This is a genomic window from Mesorhizobium sp. P3_B5 (genome assembly GCF_056402815.1).
Genome location: NZ_JBFUGR010000003.1, coordinates 451720 through 472235, shown reverse-complemented (window position 1 = coordinate 472235; position 20516 = coordinate 451720). Strand labels below are relative to the sequence as shown.

At 63.5% G+C, this 20516-nt stretch carries 19 protein-coding genes; all 19 read right to left on the bottom strand.

Annotation, left to right across the window (positions count from 1 at the left end):
* Positions 1-4 precede the first annotated feature (4 nt).
* Positions 5-997: a diguanylate cyclase domain-containing protein gene (locus tag AC1DVW_RS11960; protein WP_477323280.1), complete on the bottom strand. Its 993-nt coding sequence runs from the start codon at positions 995-997 to the stop codon at positions 5-7.
* A gap of 125 nt (positions 998-1122) precedes the next feature.
* Positions 1123-2766: an MFS transporter gene (locus AC1DVW_RS11955; RefSeq protein ID WP_477323279.1), complete on the bottom strand. Its 1644-nt coding sequence runs from the start codon at positions 2764-2766 to the stop codon at positions 1123-1125.
* A 175-nt stretch (positions 2767-2941) separates the two neighbouring features.
* Complete coding sequence (asnB, locus tag AC1DVW_RS11950) at positions 2942-4849, bottom strand: asparagine synthase (glutamine-hydrolyzing) (RefSeq protein ID WP_477323277.1); 1908 nt, start codon at positions 4847-4849, stop codon at positions 2942-2944.
* A gap of 103 nt (positions 4850-4952) precedes the next feature.
* Complete coding sequence (gene fliQ, locus AC1DVW_RS11945; protein ID WP_477323275.1) at positions 4953-5219, bottom strand: flagellar biosynthesis protein FliQ; 267 nt, start codon at positions 5217-5219, stop codon at positions 4953-4955.
* 122 nt (positions 5220-5341) lie between these two features.
* The gene (gene flgD / locus AC1DVW_RS11940) at positions 5342-5749 is read right to left on the bottom strand and encodes a flagellar hook assembly protein FlgD (protein ID WP_477323273.1); all 408 of its coding nucleotides are present in this window, start codon (positions 5747-5749) and stop codon (positions 5342-5344) included.
* Positions 5749-6192, bottom strand: coding sequence for a flagellar biosynthesis repressor FlbT (flbT, locus tag AC1DVW_RS11935; RefSeq protein ID WP_477245855.1), 444 nt, complete (start codon positions 6190-6192; stop codon positions 5749-5751). Before flbT ends, flgD begins: the two co-directional genes overlap by 1 nt.
* A complete protein-coding gene (gene flaF / locus AC1DVW_RS11930) occupies positions 6189-6536 on the bottom strand; it encodes a flagellar biosynthesis regulator FlaF (protein ID WP_477245853.1) in 348 nt (115 codons plus the stop codon). The genes flbT and flaF overlap by 4 nt, the downstream gene beginning before the upstream one ends.
* 31 nt (positions 6537-6567) lie before the next feature.
* Positions 6568-7611 (bottom strand): flagellar hook-associated family protein, encoded by a 1044-nt coding sequence (locus AC1DVW_RS11925; RefSeq protein WP_477245851.1) that lies wholly within the window; start codon positions 7609-7611, stop codon positions 6568-6570.
* A gap of 3 nt (positions 7612-7614) precedes the next feature.
* The gene (gene flgK / locus AC1DVW_RS11920) at positions 7615-9069 is read right to left on the bottom strand and encodes a flagellar hook-associated protein FlgK (RefSeq protein WP_477323271.1); all 1455 of its coding nucleotides are present in this window, start codon (positions 9067-9069) and stop codon (positions 7615-7617) included.
* A gap of 30 nt (positions 9070-9099) precedes the next feature.
* Positions 9100-10356, bottom strand: a complete 1257-nt coding sequence (locus AC1DVW_RS11915; RefSeq protein ID WP_477245847.1) for a flagellar hook protein FlgE — start codon at positions 10354-10356, stop codon at positions 9100-9102.
* A 79-nt stretch (positions 10357-10435) separates the two neighbouring features.
* Positions 10436-11104 carry a response regulator transcription factor gene (locus AC1DVW_RS11910; RefSeq protein ID WP_477245845.1) on the bottom strand — a complete coding sequence of 223 codons (669 nt, stop codon included), beginning with the start codon at positions 11102-11104 and terminating at the stop codon, positions 10436-10438.
* A gap of 222 nt (positions 11105-11326) precedes the next feature.
* On the bottom strand, positions 11327-11917 hold the full coding sequence (locus AC1DVW_RS11905) for a transglycosylase SLT domain-containing protein (RefSeq protein ID WP_477323269.1): 591 nt from the start codon (positions 11915-11917) through the stop codon (positions 11327-11329).
* Complete coding sequence (fliK, locus tag AC1DVW_RS11900) at positions 11847-13145, bottom strand: flagellar hook-length control protein FliK (protein ID WP_477323267.1); 1299 nt, start codon at positions 13143-13145, stop codon at positions 11847-11849. Before fliK ends, AC1DVW_RS11905 begins: the two co-directional genes overlap by 71 nt.
* Before the next feature lie 101 nt (positions 13146-13246).
* Positions 13247-14626 carry a chemotaxis protein MotC gene (locus AC1DVW_RS11895; protein ID WP_477323265.1) on the bottom strand — a complete coding sequence of 460 codons (1380 nt, stop codon included), beginning with the start codon at positions 14624-14626 and terminating at the stop codon, positions 13247-13249.
* Positions 14623-15996, bottom strand: a complete 1374-nt coding sequence (locus tag AC1DVW_RS11890) for a MotB family protein (RefSeq protein ID WP_477323263.1) — start codon at positions 15994-15996, stop codon at positions 14623-14625. Before AC1DVW_RS11890 ends, AC1DVW_RS11895 begins: the two co-directional genes overlap by 4 nt.
* On the bottom strand, positions 15993-16619 hold the full coding sequence (locus AC1DVW_RS11885; RefSeq protein WP_477323261.1) for a hypothetical protein: 627 nt from the start codon (positions 16617-16619) through the stop codon (positions 15993-15995). The genes AC1DVW_RS11890 and AC1DVW_RS11885 overlap by 4 nt, the downstream gene beginning before the upstream one ends.
* Positions 16620-16622: 3 nt before the next feature.
* Positions 16623-18275: a flagellar basal-body MS-ring/collar protein FliF gene (fliF, locus tag AC1DVW_RS11880; protein ID WP_477323259.1), complete on the bottom strand. Its 1653-nt coding sequence runs from the start codon at positions 18273-18275 to the stop codon at positions 16623-16625.
* 133 nt (positions 18276-18408) lie between these two features.
* Entirely contained in the window at positions 18409-19293 is an 885-nt protein-coding gene (locus tag AC1DVW_RS11875; RefSeq protein WP_477245833.1) for a flagellin N-terminal helical domain-containing protein, read from the bottom strand.
* Positions 19294-19547: 254 nt separating this feature from the next.
* Positions 19548-20432 carry a flagellin N-terminal helical domain-containing protein gene (locus AC1DVW_RS11870; protein WP_477273061.1) on the bottom strand — a complete coding sequence of 295 codons (885 nt, stop codon included), beginning with the start codon at positions 20430-20432 and terminating at the stop codon, positions 19548-19550.
* Between the last annotated feature and the right edge of the window lie 84 nt (positions 20433-20516).

Genomic DNA, 20516 nt, shown 5'->3' with positions numbered 1-20516 from the left:
AGCGTTAAATGTGGCTTAGTGGCGAACTGTCGTCCTCGTAGAAACTGAATGTGCCCCGACCGCCACGCTTGCTCCGGTAGAGTGCAAGGTCGGCTTTCCGCAACAGGTCGTCCAATGACAACCCGTCGTCGGGTGCAACGGAGATACCGATGCTGGTGCCGATGGAGATCGAATGCCCGCAAACAGCGAACGGTTCATGCATCGAGGCAACCAGACGGCGTGCAAGGACGCCGGCATCGGATCGCCGATGGATATCTGTCTGCACGATCGCGAACTCGTCGCCTCCAAGGCGGGCGACCGTGTCGTGATCGCGAACCGAGGCATTTAGTCGTCCGGCAACCTGCTTCAGAAGCTCATCTCCCGCCTGATGACCAAGCTGGTCGTTGACCGGTTTGAACCGATCAAGATCCAGGCACAGGACGGCTATGGTCCCGTTGCGCTTCGTCTTCGCGATTGCCTGCTGCAAACGGTCATTGAACAGCGCGCGGTTGGGAAGATCGGTCAGGTGATCGTGGTGCGCCATATGGGCAACGAGTTCCTGGTTGCGGCGTTGCTCCGTCACATCCAGATAGGTGGTCACAAATCCTCCGCCGCTGAGTGGAACGCCCCGTACTTCAAGCACGGTGCCATTGGGGCGGGTGCGGTGGTAACTGTGGGGCGTTCGCTGTCTGACCAGCTCAAGACGCCTGCCGACATGTTCTTCGGTCGACCCGGGGCCATACTCACCTCGCTCGGCATTGAACCGGAACAGATCCTCCATGTTTGGATAGCCATTGCGGAAAAGTTCCGGAGGATAGTCAAGCATGGACTTTTGCTGGTCGTTGCAGAGGACCATCCGCAGGTCGTCATCAAACAGGGATATGCCGCCGGGGAAGTTGTCGACGACTGCCTCCAGAAGCCGAACTCTTTCCCGCAGGGACTGCTCTGTCGAACTGACCTTTGCCGGTTCGTTCGATTGGAAATCCATCGGTGCGGGCGACTTGCGCAATGCTGGCATAAGGTTCTCGTTGCTCCTTGCAGGGTGCTTGCCGTCAAGGTCACGAATACGCCGAGAATCTTTATATCAAGTTTCGCTAAAATTGACGCAGATGCTGGGGAGCGACTCGATCCAGCAGGAAAGGCCTAATGCTCGATCGGGCCCTTCGGCATGACCAACGCCGTGCCGGCGGTTGTCGGGCGCTCGATCATGCGGCGCACGCGCGGCGGTTCGTCGCCGCTGTGCAGCGCCCTTATGCGCTCGCCGATGACGGCGTCGGCATGGGTGGTGCGCTTGTTGTGGCGGATGTACTCGAGCCAGGTCGGCGTGTGATAGTGCTCGATCCATATCGCCGGGTTTTCAAGGTCGCGCGCGAGCGTCCAGTTGCGGGCGCCGTCGCGGCGGCGGATGCGGCCGCGCTCGGCCATGACGCCGAGGAATTCCGGCACGTCCTCGTCGCGGATGATGTACTCGATCATGATGGCGATCGGACCGCTGCGCGGCTTGAGGTCGAGCCCGAGATGCGGTTCCTTGAAGCGGTTGAGTGGATCGAGATTGAGCATCGCCTGCTGGGGAAGGGGAAGCAGCAGGCCGATGGCGCCGCCCGCCAGCATGGCGACGCTGGCAGCGATCAGCGCGGTTTCGGCGCCGTGCGCATCGGCAACGACGCCCCAGACCCAGCTGCCGAGCGCGATGCCGCCGAAGGTGGCCGTCTGGTAGACCGAGAGCACCCGGCCAACCACCCAGCGCGGCGTCGACATCTGCACGGTGACGTTGAAGTGCGACAGCGCGTTCACCCAGCAGGCGCCGCCCAGCAGCAGTCCGAGCGAGGTCTGCCAGGCATTGTGGCTGATGGCGGCGTTGAAGGCGCAGAGCGCGAAGCCGGCGAAGGCCATGCGCACCATCGTCTCGCTGGACAGCAGCTGCCGCAGCCTGACGCTGATCAGCGCGCCGCCGACCGCGCCGATGCCGAAGGCGCCGAGCATGATGCCGTAAGTCAAGGCGTCGCCCTTGACGACATCGCGCGCCACCAGCGGCAGCAGCGCCAGCACCGCGCCGGCGCTGAAGCCGAAGGCCGAACCCCTGACCAGCACCTTGCCGATGTTGGGCGACATGGCGACGTAGCGCAGGCCGGCGCCCATCGCCGCGCCGAGCGTCTCACGCGGCAGGGTGGACACCGGCAGTTCCGGCTTCCAGCGCGCCAGCACGATGATCAGGCCGACATAGCTCAGCGCGTTGGCGGCAAAGGCGGCCGCGGCACCTGCAGCAGCAACGATGATGCCGCCGATCGCCGGGCCGACGCTGCGCGTCAGGTTGAAGCCGAGTGAGTTGAGCGCGACCGCCGCCGGCAGCTTGGGACGCGGCACCATGTCGCCGACGGAAGCCTGCCAGGATGGGCTGTTGAGCGCCGTGCCGCTGTCGATCAGGAAGGTGAAGGCGAGCAGCGTCCACGGCGTGATCAGGCCGAACCAGGTGAACAGCGTCAGCAGCACCGACACGACCAGCATGAAGGTCTGGGCGACCAGCATCACCTTGCGCCGGTTGAAGCTGTCGGCGATGGCGCCAGCGACGAGCGCAAACAGCATGATCGGCAGAGTGGTCGAAGCCTGGACCAGCGCGACCTGGTAGGACGAGGTGGCGATGGTGGTCATCATCCAGGCGGCGCCGACGCCCTGGATCAGGCCGCCGAAATTCGACACCAGGCTGGCCGACCACACAGCACGGAAAATTCCGTGCCGGAACGGCGCCAGCGCCGAGACGCGTTCGCTGGCCGGCTCGTCATCGATCATAAAAGCTGCCTGCCATCACGTGCTGGTTTCGTCCGCTGAACCAAGTAGACCGCGGCGCCGCAAAGGGCGAACGCCTCTTTCAAAAAGATCATGATCCAACAACAGGATAGCGAAGGCGAAAATACGTCCTGATGTGACAGTCTTTTGCCCAGCGCAAGGTTCTCATTGGTCCACGTCAGCGGGCGTCCCTGCTGGCGGCGTGCAACGCTTCGGTGAGGTTGCCCGCCGTCTCGCCGCCGGCGTAGAGGCGCAGGAAAAGGTCCATGCCGACGAGCCGCATGCGGGATGATTCATCGCGCGCCGCAAGCTCCACCAGATCCTCCAGGGAAGACGCCGGCCATTTCATGGCATCCCGCAAGAACCCCTTGCGCAACAAATCCTGAGCGCCGGCGCTAAAGTCGGGAGACATGTCAAAACCGACCTTTTTTGCGTAGACGTTCTGGCGTGGGATGTGTTTTTCCGCGACCTTTTTCAAAAGCCACTTCCCGGTCTTGTCGCGATATTTGTGTCGCCTGGGCAGATGGATGGCAAAATCGATCAGCCTGTTCTCGAGGAAAGGCACCCTGAGTTCCACGGACGCCGCCATACTGAGCCGGTCATGCCTGTGCAGCAGATCCTGAAGATGCCCGTACAGGTCCTGAAGGCAGCTTCCCAGAAAGGCGCGGTCGCTCAGTGGTGTCACCGGCTCCAGCCGGTCGAAGAGCTTGGTTTGCAGAAAGTTCAGTTCCGGCGACAGGGCTCGCAACACGGCATTGCGATCCGATCCTTTGCCGCCACCCATCGAGATCGCGTATGGCGCACGGCGCAGACGCTTGAATTTCCGATCGAGCGAGCGCTTCGACTGAAACAGCCGCTGCGGCCATGACCATGGACGCCACAGCTTCATGCTCGCCGCCTGCCAATCGTAACCGCCAAAAAGCTCGTCGGCGCCTTCGCCGGTGAGCAGGACCTTGATGCCATCGGCCCGGCACTGTTCGGCAAGCGCCAGCAGTGCGGGCCGGCTGGGGTGCCATCCGTCGCTTTCCAGATGCCAGACCATTCTCGGCCACAGTTCGAAAAAGCGTTTCTTGTCGAGTGGCACCCTGCGCAAGGGCACGCCGACATGGCGGCCGGTTCGTTCAGCGCCTTCGGCTTCGCTGCGGCCGATCAAGGGATCGACGACATAGCCATGGATCTCGGGCCGGAAGCGCTTGGCCAGCGCGGTGATCAGGCCGGAGTCGACGCCGCTGCTGCAGGCCGTGGCAACGCTGGTGTCGGCGATGCAGTGCATCTCGATGCTGTCCTCGATCAGCTTCTCCAGCGCGGCTATGCGGTCGGGGTCGGATGCCCTGTCATCGTTGATACGCACTGTTTCGAGGACATCGAGAACATGCCAGAAACTGCGTTTCTCGACACCGTCATCGGTGACCTTCCACAGGCCGGCGGGCGGCAGGCGCTCGATCTTGTCGAACAGGCTGAAGCTTGAATCGCGGCTCTGCCAGGCGAGCCGCAAGGTGATTTCACGCGTGTCGATGTCGCGCGCGAACCCTTCGCAGGCCAGGATCGCCTTGTCCTCGGACGCGAAGATTATGCGGTCGTCCGTCACCGCCACCGACATAGGCTTGATCCCGAGCCGGTCGCGGCAAAGCCACAGCGTCTCATCGCGCAGGTCGAAATAGGCGAAGGAGAACATGCCGTCAAACAGCGGCACTGCCTTGTCCGGGCCCCAGTGATGCAGGGCCTGCAGGACCACCTCGGTATCCGATACGGTTCGGAAAACATTGCCTTCGGCCTCGAGGGCGCCGCGCAGCGCGCGGTAGTTGTAGACTTCGCCATTGTAGACCAGCACGCCCTGTCCCGACGCGGTCAGCATCGGCTCGCGCGCGGCGGACGACGGATCGATGATCGTTAGCCGCCGGTGACCCAAAGCGAGCCGGCCGCTGTTCCAATTGCCATGATCGTCCGGACCGCGATGCACCAGCGCCTGCATCATGCGGGCGACATCCGACAGGTCACGCGAGCCGATCGGGCTATGCTTTCGCCAGACGCCGGCTATTCCGCACATGGCCTGCCGGTCGGTCTTGCCTGGTTCATTGCATTCCAAGACATTATCGGGACAAAGGGCGCCGCGGGAAAAGCAGGTGCTTGCCGCGAGAGAGCAATCTATCCGGAACCCGGCCGGCTGCAAGCGCGGCCTTGAGCCGAGGCTAGAAGCCGTTTTCGATGCGCTGGAAGATGACGTTGGTGAAGGCCGATATCTGGCTGCCGATAAACGGGCCGGTCAGCGCCACGACCAGCATGATGGCGACGATCTTGGGCACGAAGGTCAGCGTGATTTCCTGGATCTGGGTCAAGGCCTGGATCAGGGCAATGCCGATGCCGACCGCCATGGCGACCAGCACCACCGGAGCGGAAGCGGTCAGCACCGTCCACACCGCATACTGGACGATATCGAGGGCGTCGGCCTCGTTCATGGGGTAAGCCTTACCTCGCGACCGGCATAGAGCTGTTCACCGTTTCACGCTGAACAGCTCTATCTCTTTGTTTTTAGGCAATTCCGGACGGAAAACCGTTTCACACTTTTCCTGGAATTGCTCTAGCTTGCGGCCTTCACCGAGACGCCAGGACCAACCGCGATTTCCGTGCCGTTCTGCAGCACTGCGATGAGGCCGTTGTTGGCGAGGCGCACCGACGCCACCGTGCCTGACGTCTTGCCATCGGCGGAGGTGATCGAACGGCCGATCAAGGCATCCGCCTGCGACAATGCCGAGGACTGCATTATCTGGTCAAGCTTGGTGTTTGTCTGCACCGATTGCTCGACCTGCGAAAAGGTTGCGAGCTGGGCAACATACTGCGTCGAATCCATCGGCTTCGTTGGATCCTGGTTTTTCATCTCGGCGATCAGCAGCTTCAGGAACGACTGGTAGTCGACCGCGGTCTTGGAGGTCGACTGGGTGGCCTGGTTGGCGCCGGTCGGTATGGTGGTCGTCATATCCACATTCATCAGTATCGTGCTCCCACAGCCAGCGGGCGCTGCGCGCCTGCAACATCGTCATTGCCGCCAAGCGCGCGGCGTTCGAGCGGATAAAGCGCGCGGATCGCCTTCAGCGCTTCGTAGACATGATCCTCGCCGACCATGCGGTCGATCTGCTTCAGCCCGCCGCAGATCTGCTCGTCCTCGAAGCTTGCCAGAAGCAGCGGCAGCGAGCGGCGGAACATATCGCGCGCCTCGACGGCGCCCGAAGGGTTCATCAGCATGACCTGGAGGATGAAATAGAGCTGCTTGAGCGGCGTCGAGGCGTCCTCGGGCTGGATCACATGGCTCTCGAGCAGGAACTGCACGTCGTTCATCAGTTCGACGGTGACCTTGCGGTCGACGCGGATGACGGCGCCGTTGATGTAAATCTTCTCGTTGGGTTTCAGCGAGATCTTCAGCGTGTTGGTCATTGAATGCCGTCCCTGATGATCTGGGAGACTTCGATCAGTCCTTCGAAATTGTCGGTGCGACCCTGGCGGATGTCCTCGGTCTCGCGCAGCAGCCACAGGCCGATGGAGATCAAATTGGCGCGCAGCTCCTTGGGCAGCGCATTGTCGCTGGAGCCGAGATCGTCGACGAAAGTGGTCCAGATGCGGTTGGTGAAGTGCAGCGCCTCGACCGCCTCCATCGAACCGTGGCCGACAGCGGCGGCCGCCGACAGCATGTCGATCGAGCGGGTCAGCAACTGCCGCTCGCGGTCCTTCGCATCGGCTACGGAGTCGGTCTGGATGTCGGCGTAGGAGAATTGGTACATCGTTGGGCTCTACCGTTCCGTTGCGGAGTTGTCAGGTCAGGTAATTCAACAGGCTGAGTTGCTGCAGGCGCGCCGTCAGTGCGAAAGACGTCTCGATATGCTGCGTAAGATCGGCGACCCTTGTGGCGGCTTCGGCGGGATCGACACCTTCGAGATCGAGGATGTGCCGCTCGAAAAGATCGACCTGCGTCTTCATGCGGTCGCTGGCGTCGGACACGCGTTTCTGGACAAGGCCGGTCTGCGACTGCAGCTGGCCGAGCCCGCCCAGTGTTTCGCCGACCAGCGACATGGAACGGGTGACAACCGAATTGCGCGCGGCCTGGCTAATGTTGCTGGACAGCAGGCCGGTGATCATGGCCGACGCCATGGCGAGCTTGCGAATGCTGTCGCTGTTGGCGCTGACCGAGGTCTGGGTGGTGTCGTTGAGCGCGATGCGGCTGGTGATCTGCTGGTCGGTGGCATTCGACCAGTTGGTCTGCCAGCCGGAGCCGAGGAATTGCGGCTCGACACTGGTGGTGATGAAGTTGTCCATCTGGGTGGCGGTGATGCTGGCCGCGGCCGGGTCGTTCTGGGTGAAACCGAAATAAGCGACGAAGGAGGCGTCGAACGCCGCCTTGGCGGGCGAGCCGGCGGCGGTGAAGTCGTCGACCGGCTTGACGTCGGTGTTTGTGCCGGCGAACAGATATTCGCCGTTGACGCTGGTGTTGAGGATCGACGTCAGTTGCTGCACCGCGGCCTTGCCGGCGTCATGCGTGATGGTGCTCGAGGAATCGCCGGTGGCGGTCAGGGCGGTCAGCAAATCCTGCGCGACGTCGGAGAGCTGGCCGAGCGAATTCTGGGTCGAGGTAAGCCGGGCGGTGACCAATGCGTTGGAATCGATGATGACATTCAGCCGGTCGAGATCGCGCGAGAAGGTCACGGCCTGGGCGGTGCGTCCGCCAAGCGCCAGGCCGACATCGGCGACCGTGCCTGTCGTTGCCTCTTTCTGGGCTTTGACGAGGTCGCTCTGCATGCGCATCTGCGAATAGCGCTGAGCGTTTGACATGGCGGCTGAGGAGACGGATGTCGCTTTCATGGCTTATCCCACGGCATCGAGCAGGGCGGACAGCATGTCGTCGACGGTCTTCATCATGCGGGCCGAGGCCTGGTAGGTGTGTTCGAGGTCGAGCAGCAGTGACATTTCCTGGTCGACGTTGACGCCGGTGTCGTTGGACAGCGCCTCGGCCGTGCGCGTCGCCAGCGCTTCCTTGGTGTCGGCATTGGTCGAGGCCTGCTGGCGCACGCTTTCGAACCAGCCGATGGCATTGGCGGAATAGTCGGCGACGCTGGATGCGGTGGTGATGCCGGCGGACGGATCGAAAGCCATCGGCTGATCGAGCTTGTCGCCATAGCCGATCAAAAGGTCTGCATAGGAAGCGCCGCCGCTGGTGTTGGCGACATAGGCAGCGCCGTTGGCGCCGCCGTCGCGCAGCAGCGTCACATTGCCGCCGACGCTCGGATCCATCGCCGCGTTGACGCTGATCGAGCCGGCAAGGCCGTTGACCAGCGTGCCGGCCGGCGGCACGGCGGGGGCACCCGACCAGGTGAACAGACCGGCTGCGTTGGGCAGTGACGGCGCGGTCTCGGCAAAGGCGGTGATGAGCCCGCGCGCGGTCTCGTCGAGCTGGCTCTGCATGGTAGCGGCGACGCCGTCGCGCAATGTGATCAGGCCGGCGATCTTGCCGTCGGCGCTGGCATTGCCGCCTGAGCCCACGGAGACCGGTACGTTGTCGATATAGACGGTGTTGCCGGCGACGCCGGCGGCATAGCCCGGCGATGGCGTGAAGCTCACCGAGCGCGGTATCGTTTCGAACAGCGTGGTGCCATCCTTGGTGGTGATGACCATGTCGTTGTCGCCGCGCGTGAAGGTCGACACCGGGACATATTCCGAAATCTTCTTCAGCAGCGCGTCGCGCTGGTCGAGCGCATCGGATACATCACCGCCCGACCGGGTGCCGGAGATGATGGCCTTGTTGGCATCCTGGAACTGGCTGAGCAGCGAGTTGAGATCGTCGACCGCCGTGGCGATCTCGCCGTCGGTCTGGGTGCGGAAATCCTGGATCGCCTTGGTGCCGTCGTTCAGCGAGCGCGTTACCTGCTTGGCTGCGTCGATGACGCTGGCGCCGAGGTTCGGGTTCGACGGTGAGGTGGCATAGAGCTGCAGCGCCTGCTGCAGATTGCCGATCGCGGTCGAAGCCGAGGAGGCGTTGTCGACGCCGTTGACGGCGAGGTCCAGCCGGTCCATGCCGCTGGAAAGCGTGCTCTGGCCGCTCCATGCCGACTGCGCGCTGAGGTTCTGGCGAAACAGCAAGGCGTTGGTGGCCCGCTGAATCTCCACCGAGCGCGCGCCGGGCGCCGTGCTGGTGACGACCGCCGTGCGGCGGGCGTAGTCCGGATTGGAGGCATCGGCAACGTTGCGGGAAACGATGCTTGTCTGCTTCGACGTGGTCAGAAGCGCCGACTGGGCGATGCTCAATGCGGAGGTCAGCGACATGCGGGTCTTTCACGGGCTGGCGCCCGTCGTTTATCTCTTCAGGTTGACAAGGACGTCCATCAGGTCGGAACCGGTCTGGAAGACTTTCGAATTGGCGGTGTAGCTGCGCTGCGCCGCGATCATGTTGGTCAATTCCTCGGCGATATCGACGTTGGAATTCTCCAAGGCGCCGGAGACGACGCTGCCGAGCTTGCCCTCATTGGCAAAGCCGATGCGCACGGCACCCGAGTCGGCGCTTTGCGAGTAGACGTTGCCAGGCAGCGCGGTGAGGCGATCGGGGCTCTGCACGTCGGCCAGCGGAATCTTGTAGAGCGGCTTGGTGGAGCCGTCCTCATACTGCGCGTAGATGATGCCGTCCTGACCGATCTGGATCTTCTGGATGGTGCTCGGTGCGTTGCCGTTGACCGTCGCGTCGGAGACGGTGAAGCCGGTGCCGAGCTGGGTGAGCTTGGACAGATCGAGGTTGAAGGCGGCGCCGTTCGGCACTGTCACGGACACACCGGTGACGGCGCCGGTGAGTTTGCCGGTCGTGGTGTCGAAGGTCAGGTTGGCGGAGCCCAGCGCGCCACCCGTATAGGGGAACGAAGTGCCGGCCGTGGCCTTGGATTGGTCGAAGACCGAGACCTGCCAGGTGCCGGCGCCGGTGTTGGTGAAATAGACGTCGAGCAGCACCTTGTTGCCGAGATTGTCATAGGCGACCAGCGAGGATTTCGAGGTGTATTGAGCCGTGGCCGTGTTGGTCGTGGGCAGGCTGCCCGCAGCGACCGGGGTCGCGCCGGCGGGAAGATTGCCGTTGAAAGTGCCCTCGGTGCTCGGCGTCGCCGTCATCTCCTGGTCGGAGATCTGGACAGGCACAAGCCCGTCGAAGCCGTTGGCGGTGGCGGCCGGCGGGCCATTGGCATAGCTGTAGGCCATCAGCTGGTAGCCGGCGGCATTGACCAGCTTGCCTTCGGCGTCCGGGACAAAGGCACCGGCGCGGGTGAGGAAAGGCGTTCCGCTCGGATTCTGGACGACAAAGAAGCCTTCGCCATTGACCGCCAGGTCGGAAACCGAGGTGGTGTACTGGAGCACCCCTTGCGAACTGATCGCGGAGCGGATCGTGGTGTTGACGCCGCCGGAATTGTAGGCGCCGCCGACAGTCGGCATGACCAGCGTTGAAAATTCGGCGGAGGACCGCTTGTAGCCCGTGGTGTCGGAATTGGCGATGTTGTCGGCCACCGTGGACAGGCGGTTTGCCTGTGCATTCATGCCGGAAACGCCGGTCCGCATCATTCCGTAGAGGCTCATCGAAACGTCTCCTCAATGTCCATATTACTGGCCGTGAGGGTACGCTTTCTGTCTTGCGCGAGGCTGGCGGAGGTCGGCATCAATAGACGAGCCGGTAGCCGAGGAAGCGCTTGGAATCAATCGGATCGTGGCCGAGTTTCTCACGCAGCTTCTTGCGCAGTTTGCTGATGTGGCTCTCCACCACGTTCTCCTCGACCTCTTCGTCGAAGATGCCGTAGATGGCGTTGAAAACCTGGGTCTTGGTGACGCGGCGGCCGCGATTGCTCGCCAGATATTCGAGGATACGGCGCTCGCGGCGCGGCAAGGGTAGCGGCTGGCCGTCGATCTCGGGATCGCGGCCGTCCATGAAGATGCGCATGGCGCCGATCTCGGTGTAGGCCACGTCTTCGTGAGCGCGACGGCGGATGGCGGTGATGCGGGCCAGTATTTCGCGGATGTGAACCGGCTTGCGGATGACGTCGTCGACGCCGCTCTCGAACAGCCGAAGCGTGTTCTCCAGCGAGTGCTGTTCGCTGAGTGCGATGACCGGTGCGCCGGTGCGATCGCGGATCTGGCGTGGTGAGATTGCGCCCTCGCGGCAGTCACCAATAAGGAAGGCTCTGACCGACCTCAGATCGGTGTCTGCCGCCGAGGTCACCCACTCGCCGAACTCGCCGGGTGCGAAGCCTGCACAGGCGACGCCCTCACGATCGAAAAGTGAATTGTATCCCTCAGTTACGAGCTCACGCTCGTCAACGATCACAATCATCGGCCCGCCCTCCGAATCAGCTCATCTGCCCCGTGTGAAAAGCCGTATCCGGTGGCGGGATTCGTGAACAACCGTCATTTCTTGTAGCTATTTTCTTGGGAGTTTTTTTGAGGTTCGAAATAACGGCGGCCGCGTGGCTGCTTCGGTGGCTGCATGCGCCGACGACGATTGGAGCATCGGCAAGGCCGGGCAAAGGCCTACAGCTGCGACCATTGAAGACAGCTATGGGTTGCAAAAATTCCGAGCGTTGGCAGTCCATTTGCCGAAGCCGGTGGCAACCATGTTGGCGATGACACGGCAGACGTAGATCTTCTGTGCGGGATCGTTGTCGGGACCTGCATGGTAGCGGGCGACGGCCATCGACCAGGTCACGTGACGGGCATGCAGAGCGGCCAGGAACCGCGCCGCATAGTCGACATTCTGGCGGGGGTCGAGCATGTCGTCGACGCTGCGGAAATGCGAGGCATGATAGTGGTGGTTGATCTGCATGCAGCCGAGATCGATCAGTGTCTTGCCCTCGCGTCGGGCATTTTCGAACGTCGCCAGCGCCTCGCTGCGGTTTCGCGGAAAGACCGCTTTTCCTTCTATATTCAAGGCATTGGGTTGCAAGCTGCCCTTGTTGCCGGTCTCGGCCAGGCCGACGGCATAGAGGATGCCGGCAGGCACGCCATAGCGATCGGCGGCGCGCAGGATTTCCGGTTCGCACGGGTTGGTGGCGGCGTTCGCGACGCCGGCAGCGAGGCTAGATAAACATATCGTCGCCAGCACGCTCGCGAGCAGGCGAAGCCGCACGGCCAAATTCGTGTGCGTCATTCCGAGGGTTCCTTCCCGGTTGCTGGCCGCCGGAGCCGGCATTGTTGCCGCTTGAGTTGCCGGGTTGAAAGGGGGGCTGATCGCGGCCTGACGACATCGGCAAGGAACTGCTTGCATCGGTACGGGTCGCGGCGGGAACTGCTATCGAGGGTTGCAGGATGGTGACCTTGTCGACATCGAAACCGAGGCCGCGCAACGACTTGACGATGGCCTCGCTGTCGGTGGTCAGACGGCGGTAGGCTTCATGCGTTTCGGGCTTCAGTTCGATCGACAGTTGTTCCCCGGCAAGCCGCATGCTGGCCGTGACGATGCCGAGTTCAGCCGGATGCAGCTCGATCTTCAGTATATGTGTCGGAACGGCAACAGAACTGGCCATTTGAGAGGTCGTCGAAGGTGTCGAAAGAGCCTGCCGCAAGCCATCCGAAGCGATTGCATCAACCAGAGCTGACGCCGTCTGGCTCATTGGGTTTTGGGGTGGCGCCGGGAAACTCTGCTCGGCGACGATTTCAATGCGTCCGCCGGGCGCGGCCTGTTTTCCGGTCTCGGAGCGGATGGCGGATTGGACCGCGTCAAGGCCCTTCACCACCGGCGCCGAGCGCTTGGCTTCCGGCGCAGAAACATCGGCCGCCGGCTGATCTTTCAGCAGACGAGCCGCCAAATCATCCTGGTGCGAAGGTTCGTCGGAAGCAGGCGCTATCCAGTCCGCTTGTTGGCTCTCCTTTTGTCCGGAAAGGTTTGCCGCAACCAGGGCCCCGCCGGAACGCGACAGGGCTGCAAGGGCGTCGGTATCGCCGCCGGATGCCGCGCGGAATTTTTTCGTCGACACGGGCAGCTGCTCCGCAGAACGAGGCTGGGCGTCGAGCGCCGGATCAGGTGCCTGTTCGTCTGCCGTGGTGCTGCGTGCATCCGTCTTGGCCGATGTCGAGAAATGGCGCATGTCGTGGAGTGCGATCAGCAACGGCAAGTGATCCTGAAGCGGCGTTGCGCTTGCGCTTTGCCCGCTCTCTTCGGTATCGGTCGAGACCTTGTCCGCACTGGTATCCGGGTCGTCCTTTGCCATCTTTCCGGCGGGCAGTTTCGGCGAAGCAGTCTTGCCCGGCTCGATTTGGGCAGACTCTGCCTTGCCAAGACCAGCCAGGGTGCGCTTGGCCCATCGCGGGCCGTGGACGCTGGCTTCGGATGCCGGCGGGGTTTCCGGCGCGGCTGGTTTTTCGTCGCCGCGCACCATTTTGCCGAAGCTTGTGTCGTCGCTCTTTTCGTCCGTCGCGGACTTCGCCGACGGCGCGCGCGCAGCTGCGAATCCCGGAAGGGCCTGGCCAACACTGGTAGTCATTTCGGGGCGGCTCCAAGCATCTGGTCGATCATATCGAGCTGACGCCGCGCCTTGATCATGGCGGCGTCGGTGGGGTCGGTCGGGTCGAGGCCGGCAGCAGGCGCGGGCGCCGACACGGGCAGGACGGAAGCCGCATCGCTGGAAGCAGCGGCAACAGCTGGCGCGTCCGGCACCGGCCCAGCGGGTTTGTCGGATGACGCGACGGCCGGTTGCTCGGGCATCGCACCTTCGACCGGCGGCAGGCCGGTTTCATCGGGCTTTGCAGCGACAGCGGCCGCGGTCGCCGGCTTCTGCTCGATGGCGGCTGGCGCAGGCTGTTCGACGGGGAGGGCCGCCGGCGGCGCAATCACTTCGCTGGCGACCACTTGCGCGGCATCGAGCAAGGCGCGGTCGCCCTCCGAAAGCTTGCTGCGGTCGATCTTGCCCAGCGCGGCGCGCACGTCGTCGATGGTGCCGGACGTTACCGTGGAAAGGCCGGCATAGAGCGCGGCGCGCGGATCGTCGGTGCTGTGGATGCCGTCGCGGCCCTGCTCGGCCTTGGCCGAGGCAAAGGCGGAAAGGTCGTTTAGCCCGTCGATCGCGGCACGGCGGGCGATGCGCAGATAAATCACCTTCTCGCGCTCGGGATCCATCATCGAGGTGATGTCGGCGAGCTTGTCGACGTTGATGGCCATGTGCAGGGCAATGACGCCGGAGACGAAAGAGTCCGCGAACTGGCTGGCATAGGGCGAATAGAGATAATCTTCGACGTACTGGGTGGAGGCGAGCGCGAAGCGCGCGGCATCCCCCTTGGCGGCGGCAATGCCGACCGAGCGGCGCAATGCCGCCTCCTCGACCAGCGTGCCGGGGCCGAGCAGGCGGGCATCGTCGAGCAGCTTGAGCGCCTCGGCCGGTTCCTCGGTGGCGAGCAGCGAGCCCTTGACCAGAGCCAGGAACGCCCCGATGTCGCTTGGCAGGGTCATCGGATCGATCGGTTTCAGCGCTTCGATCGCCTCGGCCGGCCGGCCATTGAGGTAGCTGATGATGCCCTTGGCGATGGCAAGGCTTTGCGGGTCGGTCTGAGCACGCGACGCAGCCGCCTCGACGGTGACGGGGTTGCCGCCGCTCATGCCATAGACCAGCAAGGCGCGAAAATTCTTCGGATCCTTGAAATCGTCCGCATCTGCCGCACGAAGCCGTGCGTCGGCCATTTCGAGCAGCTTGGCCTGCATCGGCAGTGCTGCATGGTCGCCGGAGGCGATGCGGTCCTGGACAAGCTGCAGCGAGCGCACAAGTTGATAGGGCTGCAGCGCATCCTGGGCGAAGGCCGCCGGTGCGTGTGCGGCGGTCAGCAGCAACAGGCCGATGGCGCGGCCGATGATGGCGCCGGGTCTCATCCGCCGGCCGACATCAGGATTTCGATGCGGCGGTTGGCGGCAGCCATCGGGTTGGCGGGGTCCTTTGGCTGACGGTCTGCGAAGCCAGCGACCTCGGTGATGCGACGCTCGTCGACGCCGCCGCGGACAAGCATGTAGTAGGCGGAATGGGCACGCGCCGTGGACAGCCGCCAATTGTCATAGGTGTCGCTGCGAAACGGCCGTGCGTCGGTATGGCCGTTGATGCTGATGGTGCCTTTCTGGCTGTTGACGATGCGGCCGATCTTTTCCATCGCCAGCACCAGTTCGCGGCTCGGCAAGGCCGAGCCGATCTCGAACATGCCGAAATCGAGCTGATCGGTGATCGAGATGACGACGCCCTTGTCGGTGGCCTCGACCGAGACGCCATCATGCAGTTTGTCGCCGGGTTTGAAGGCATCGGCCAGTTGCTGCCCGACCTGCGCCGCGGCCTTGACGGCGGCCGCACTCGGTGCCTTTTCCGTGGCGTCGGGTTTGGCCACTGCTTCCGCCTTTGCGGCCTCGAGCTTGGCAGCTTCGGCCTCAACGGCTTCGGCCTTCGCGATTTCGAGCTTCGCGGCTTCGGCCTTTTTCGCCGCCGCCGTCTTCGGAGCCGCCTTGTCCGGCGCGGATGTGGCTGGCGGCTCGGATGGCGCCTCGGTCACAGGCGGCGCTGGCGGGACGGCCTTCACCTTGGGCACCTGCGTTTGCGCGACCTTGTCGCCAGGCTTGACCGGGTCGCCTTCGATCTTTGCGCGTTCGGCACTGGCCTCGGCGGCGGGTGCTGCAACCTGCTGCGACCAGAAATCCGGGGCGAAGGGATCGCGGTAGGACTCGCCGCCGGACGCGCCAGTCGCCGGGCCGGCATTCTGCACGCCGCCGTCGCCTTTTTCGCTGACGTTCTGCATGACGCCGGTGTCGGTGGCGATTTCGGAAAGCACCGCATAGGGATCGGCAAAGAGATGCTGGTCGGACAGGTCTGTTTTCGGCGCCGATTGCTTCGGCTGCTGCTTGTCCGCGGAACCGGCGGTGCCGGCGCTATCCTGCCCGGACTTGGCGGTCGTCTTGTCGTGCTGGTCCTCGGCCGCCGGCGCGACCTTGCTCGGGCCGTCGCCGAGGTCCTCCAGGCCCTTGCGGCTGGCATTGCGGTCGATCAGCTTGACCGGATTGAAGTAGCTGGCGACGGCGGCCTTGGTCTGCTCGTTGGCGGCGTTGATCAGCCACATGACGAGGAAGAAGCACATCATGGCGGTCATGAAATCGGCGAAGGCGATTTTCCAGACACCGCCATGGTGACCTTCGTCGTGATCGTGATGATTGCGCTTGACGATGATGATCTCGTGCCTGACCTCCGCGGCGTCGACAGCGCTCATGACAAGGCCTCCGACAGGGCGGCCGACCACTCGGCGATGCGCGTTTCGAAGACGGCCTCGTCGATGGCGACGGTAAGGTCGAAGCCGGGCATCTCGACGAAGTCGAGATTGGCGGCGCGCGGGCCGAGCGCGGTCTTCAAGGTTTCGAACAGGGATAGCGGACCGCGAACACCTATGCGCACGGCCTCGTTGTCAGCGACGGCTTCGCCGATCGTGCGGGCAAGGGCTTCCAGCGAGCGCTTCTGCAAATCGTCGCTGACGAGGCCGCCGATGACACGGGCAACGGTGGCGCTGACGAGGCGGGTTACCTCGGCCTCCATGGCATCGACGCGCGTGGCGACCGCGTTGCCGAGATCGCCGCCGAAGCTCTCGAGAAAGATCCTTGCCTCGTCGGCGTTGGCCTGGCGCTCGGCCTCGAGCGCTGCTTCATGGGCAATGGCAAGGCGCGCCTCAAGTGCTGCCTCGGCGTCGGCAACCGCTTCGGCGATCAGTGCGCCGATATCGGCCTGCGGTGCGGGTGCATCCGGCTTGCGCTGCGGTTCGGTCATCGCCTGAGGCTGACCGTTGCGCGGGGTGCGCGTGCCGAAATCCGGCAGAAGGTCAAAGAGCGCTGCTGTGGGCATGGTCTACCCCGCGACTTCCTGGGCCGCCCATTTGCGCAGAATCTGCGCGGTGCGCTCCTCATTGATGTCGACCATGCGGGCAAGACGATCCTGCGGTGCCGGCCTGATCTTCTGGCGCAAATCGTCAAGCGGGGTCGAGGAAGATCGAGTGCCGGGCAGGGCGGCGACGGGAGCGGAAGACGCTTCGGAAGCGGCGCTGGCTTCGGGCGTCGGCAGCGAGCGCTGGACATCGTCGAAGCTCGGGCCGGCCAGAGCAGGAGTGGCCTTCGCGGTCAGCGAGGCGGCCATCGGCTTGAGGCCGAAGAAGGCGACCAGGAACACGACGACGATGAATGCACCGGCGTTGATCAACGTGCCGGCATAGGTTCCGATCGATGCAAGCATGCCGGGTTGCTCGATCGGCTCGCCATCCAGCCCGTCGATGAACTCGACCGCCGAGACATCGATGATATCGCCGCGCTTGTCATCGAAGCCGGTTGCCGACTGCACCATCTTCTGGATGTCGGCGACGCGCTTGGCGATCTGCTCCGGCGTGGCGTCCTTGCCGAGGATGGTCATCAGGCGCTGCTGGTTGACGACGACGGCGATCGACATCTTGGTGACGGAATAGCCGTTGGAGACGGTGGCGATCTTCTTGGAGTTGATCTCGTAATTGGTGATCTCCTCCTTGCGGTCGTTCTCGGAGGACGATTGCGGCCCGTCGGTGCTGGTCGCCTGGGTCTCGGGCAGGTTCTGCTCGACGCTGGCCGGCGTCGACGCCTGCTTTTGGCTGTTGTTCTCGTTGGCGCGCACCGACTGCACCGAGCGTTCGACGCGCGACTCCGGATCGAAGATCGTCTCTTCGGTCTGGCGGGTGTCGGTGTTGACGTCGGCCTTGACGCTGGCGCGGAAATTGTCGGGGCCGAGATAGGCGGTCAAGGCGCGGCGGATGTTGTCGCCGATCTGCGCTTCGACGGTCTGCTCGACGCCGAGCGTGCGGGCGGCGCTGGTGTTGGAGGGATCATCGCCGGCCGCCAGCAGGTTGCCGTTGGAATCGAGCACGGTGACCTTGTCGGCCGACAGGCCGGGAACGGCGGCGGCAACGAGATGGCGGATCGACATGGCGCTCTTTTCGGCGTCAATGCCGGAATAGCGGATGACGACCGAGGCAGAGGGCTGCTGTTCGTCACGGCGGAAATTGGCACGTTCGGACATGACGATGTGGACGCGCGCGGCCTTGATGCCCGAGATCGACTGGATGGTGCGGGCGATCTCGCCTTCCAGCGCCCGTACCCGGGTGATCTGCTGCATGAAGGATGTCAGGCCGAGCGAGCCGACATTGTCGAACAGCTCGTAGCCGGCATTGGCGCTGGTCGGCAGGCCCTTCTCGGCGAGCAGCATGCGTGCCTGGGCGGTGGTGCCGGCCGGCACCAGCACGGTGGTTCCATCAGGACCGACGTCGAAGCCGATGCCCGCCTCGCCGAGAACGAGACCGATCTGGTTCACATCGGAGCGTTCGAGCCCGACATAGAGCGTGTCGTAGGCCGGGCGGTTGAGATACACCGAAGCAACGCCGATGACGGTCATCACCAGCGCGGCGATGCCAGCCAGCATGGCGAGGCGCTTGACGCCAAACCCCTGGAGATTGGAGATGATCCTCTGGATCTGTTCCGGCACGATTCAATCGCTCCCAGCATGACTGTCCGCAGGAACAGTAGACCGCGAAGCTTGTGCGAAGATGATAGGCGCAAACGAAAAGGCCGCGCTCGGGGCGCGGCCTTTCGACGAAATTGAGAGATCAGCCGGGACCTTAGCTCTTGAACAGCGCCAGTATGGACTGCGAGTTGCCGTTGGCGATCGAGAGCGACTGGATACCGAGCTGTTGCTGGACCTGAAGCGCCTGGAGCCGGGTCGATTCCTTGTTCATGTCGGCATCGACCAGCGCGCCGACGCCCTTGTCGATCGAGTCGCTCAGATTGGAGAGGAAGCTCTTCTGGGTGTCGATGCGCGACTTGGCGGCGCCGAGATAGGCAGCGCCGGTAGACAGCTTGGCAAGCGCGGTTTCAACGCTGTTCAGTGCCGTGTCGATGGCGGCAGGAGTGACCTGGGCGGCGCTCGGATCGAAGAACCCCGTGGCGAGCAGGCCGCCGACGATGCCACCGGTGCCAGGTAGGTCGAGGATCTGCGTATCGGCAGCCTTGACATCGATCGTGTCGATGGCGACGGTCGTGCCGGTGCGGTTGTAGGACGCAACGATCTTCAGGTCGGACGCGGCCAAGCCGTCGTTCTGCAGCAGGTTCGAGCCGGCATAGCTGGCGTTGGTGACCGACGACTTGATCTGTGCCTGGATGGCCTTGATTTCGGTCGCGATCTTCTGCTGGTCGTCCTGGCTGGCGCTGCGGGCGGTGACCAGCTTGGCCTTGATCGAGTCGACCTGGTCCTTGATGTCGGTGATGGCGGTGTAGGCGGTGTCAACTTTGCCGGCGCCGAGGCCAAGCGCGTCCTGGACGGCCGAAAGCGCCTTGTTGTCGGAGCGCATGGTCGTAGCGATCGACCAGTAGGCGGCGTTGTCGCTGGCGGTGGCGACGCGGTAGCCGGTCGAAATGCGCGCCTGCGTCGTTTCGAGCGACTTGTTGGTGGCGTTAAGGCTCTGAAGTGCAGTCAACGCCGCGGCGTTCGTCATGATGCTTGCCAAGATACACCCCTTTTAAAAACAGGCTTGCTCGCACATGCCTGGTCAACCCTGTTCGACAGGAGGGCGTCATGCCGACCGGTCTGTAGTGAATGGTTAACCATGAGTAGCGCGATATGGTTAATGCCTTCTTAAAAGTGATGCAGGCCGGCAAGAAGCGGCAAGTTTCAGGGCGATGGGTTGTGCACAAAAGAAAACGGGCCGCGCTGATGGCGCGGCCCGATTTATTGCCTTGCTTCGTCGTGAAGCGGAAGCGATTAGCCGCGGAACAGCGACAGGATCGACTGCGAGTTGCCGTTGGCGATCGACAGCGCCTGGACGCCGAGCTGCTGCTGGACCTGAAGGGCCTGCAGACGGGTCGATTCCTTGTTCATGTCGGCATCGACCAGCGCGCCGACGCCCTTGTCGATCGAGTCGCTCAGATTGGAGAGGAAGCTCTTCTGAGTGTCGATACGCGACTTGGCGGCGCCGAGCGAGGCAGCGCCCGTCGACAGTTTGCCAAGCGCGGTTTCAACGCTGCCCAGTGCCGTGTCGATGGCAGCGGCCGAGACCTGGGCGCTGCTCGGGTCGAAGAACGCCGCGGCGAGCAGGCCGCCGACGATGCCGCCCGTGCCGGCGACGTCGAGAACCTGCGTATCGGCAGCCGTGACATCGATCGTGTCGATGGTGACGGTCGCGCCGGTGCGGTTGTAGGACGCAACGATCTTCAGGTCGGACGCGGCTGCGGCGTTGTTCTGCAGCAGGTTCGAACCGGCGAAGTTGGCGTTGGTGACCGACGACTTGATCTGTGCCTGGATGGCCTTGATTTCGGTCGAGATCTTCTGCTGATCTTCCTGGCTGGCGCCACGAGCGGTGACGAGCTTGGTCTTGATCAGATCGACCTGGTCCTTGATGTCATTGATGGCGGTGTAGGCGGTGTCGACCTTGCCGGCGCCGAGGCCGAGCGAGTCCTGGACCGACGAAAGCGCCTTGTTGTCGGACTTCATCGAGGTCGCGATCGACCAATAGGCGGCGTTGTCGCTGGCGGTGGCGACGCGGTAGCCGGTCGAAATGCGCGACTGGGTCTGTTCGAGGGCTTTGTTGGTGTTGTTCAGGCTCTGCAGCGCGGTCAGCGCCGAGGCATTGGTCATGATACTGGACATGGCTACTCGTACCTTGTTTTTTACAGGTGTTTTTTTGACATACCGGTATGTCCGGTATGACGGAGCGGCATCATGCCAATGATC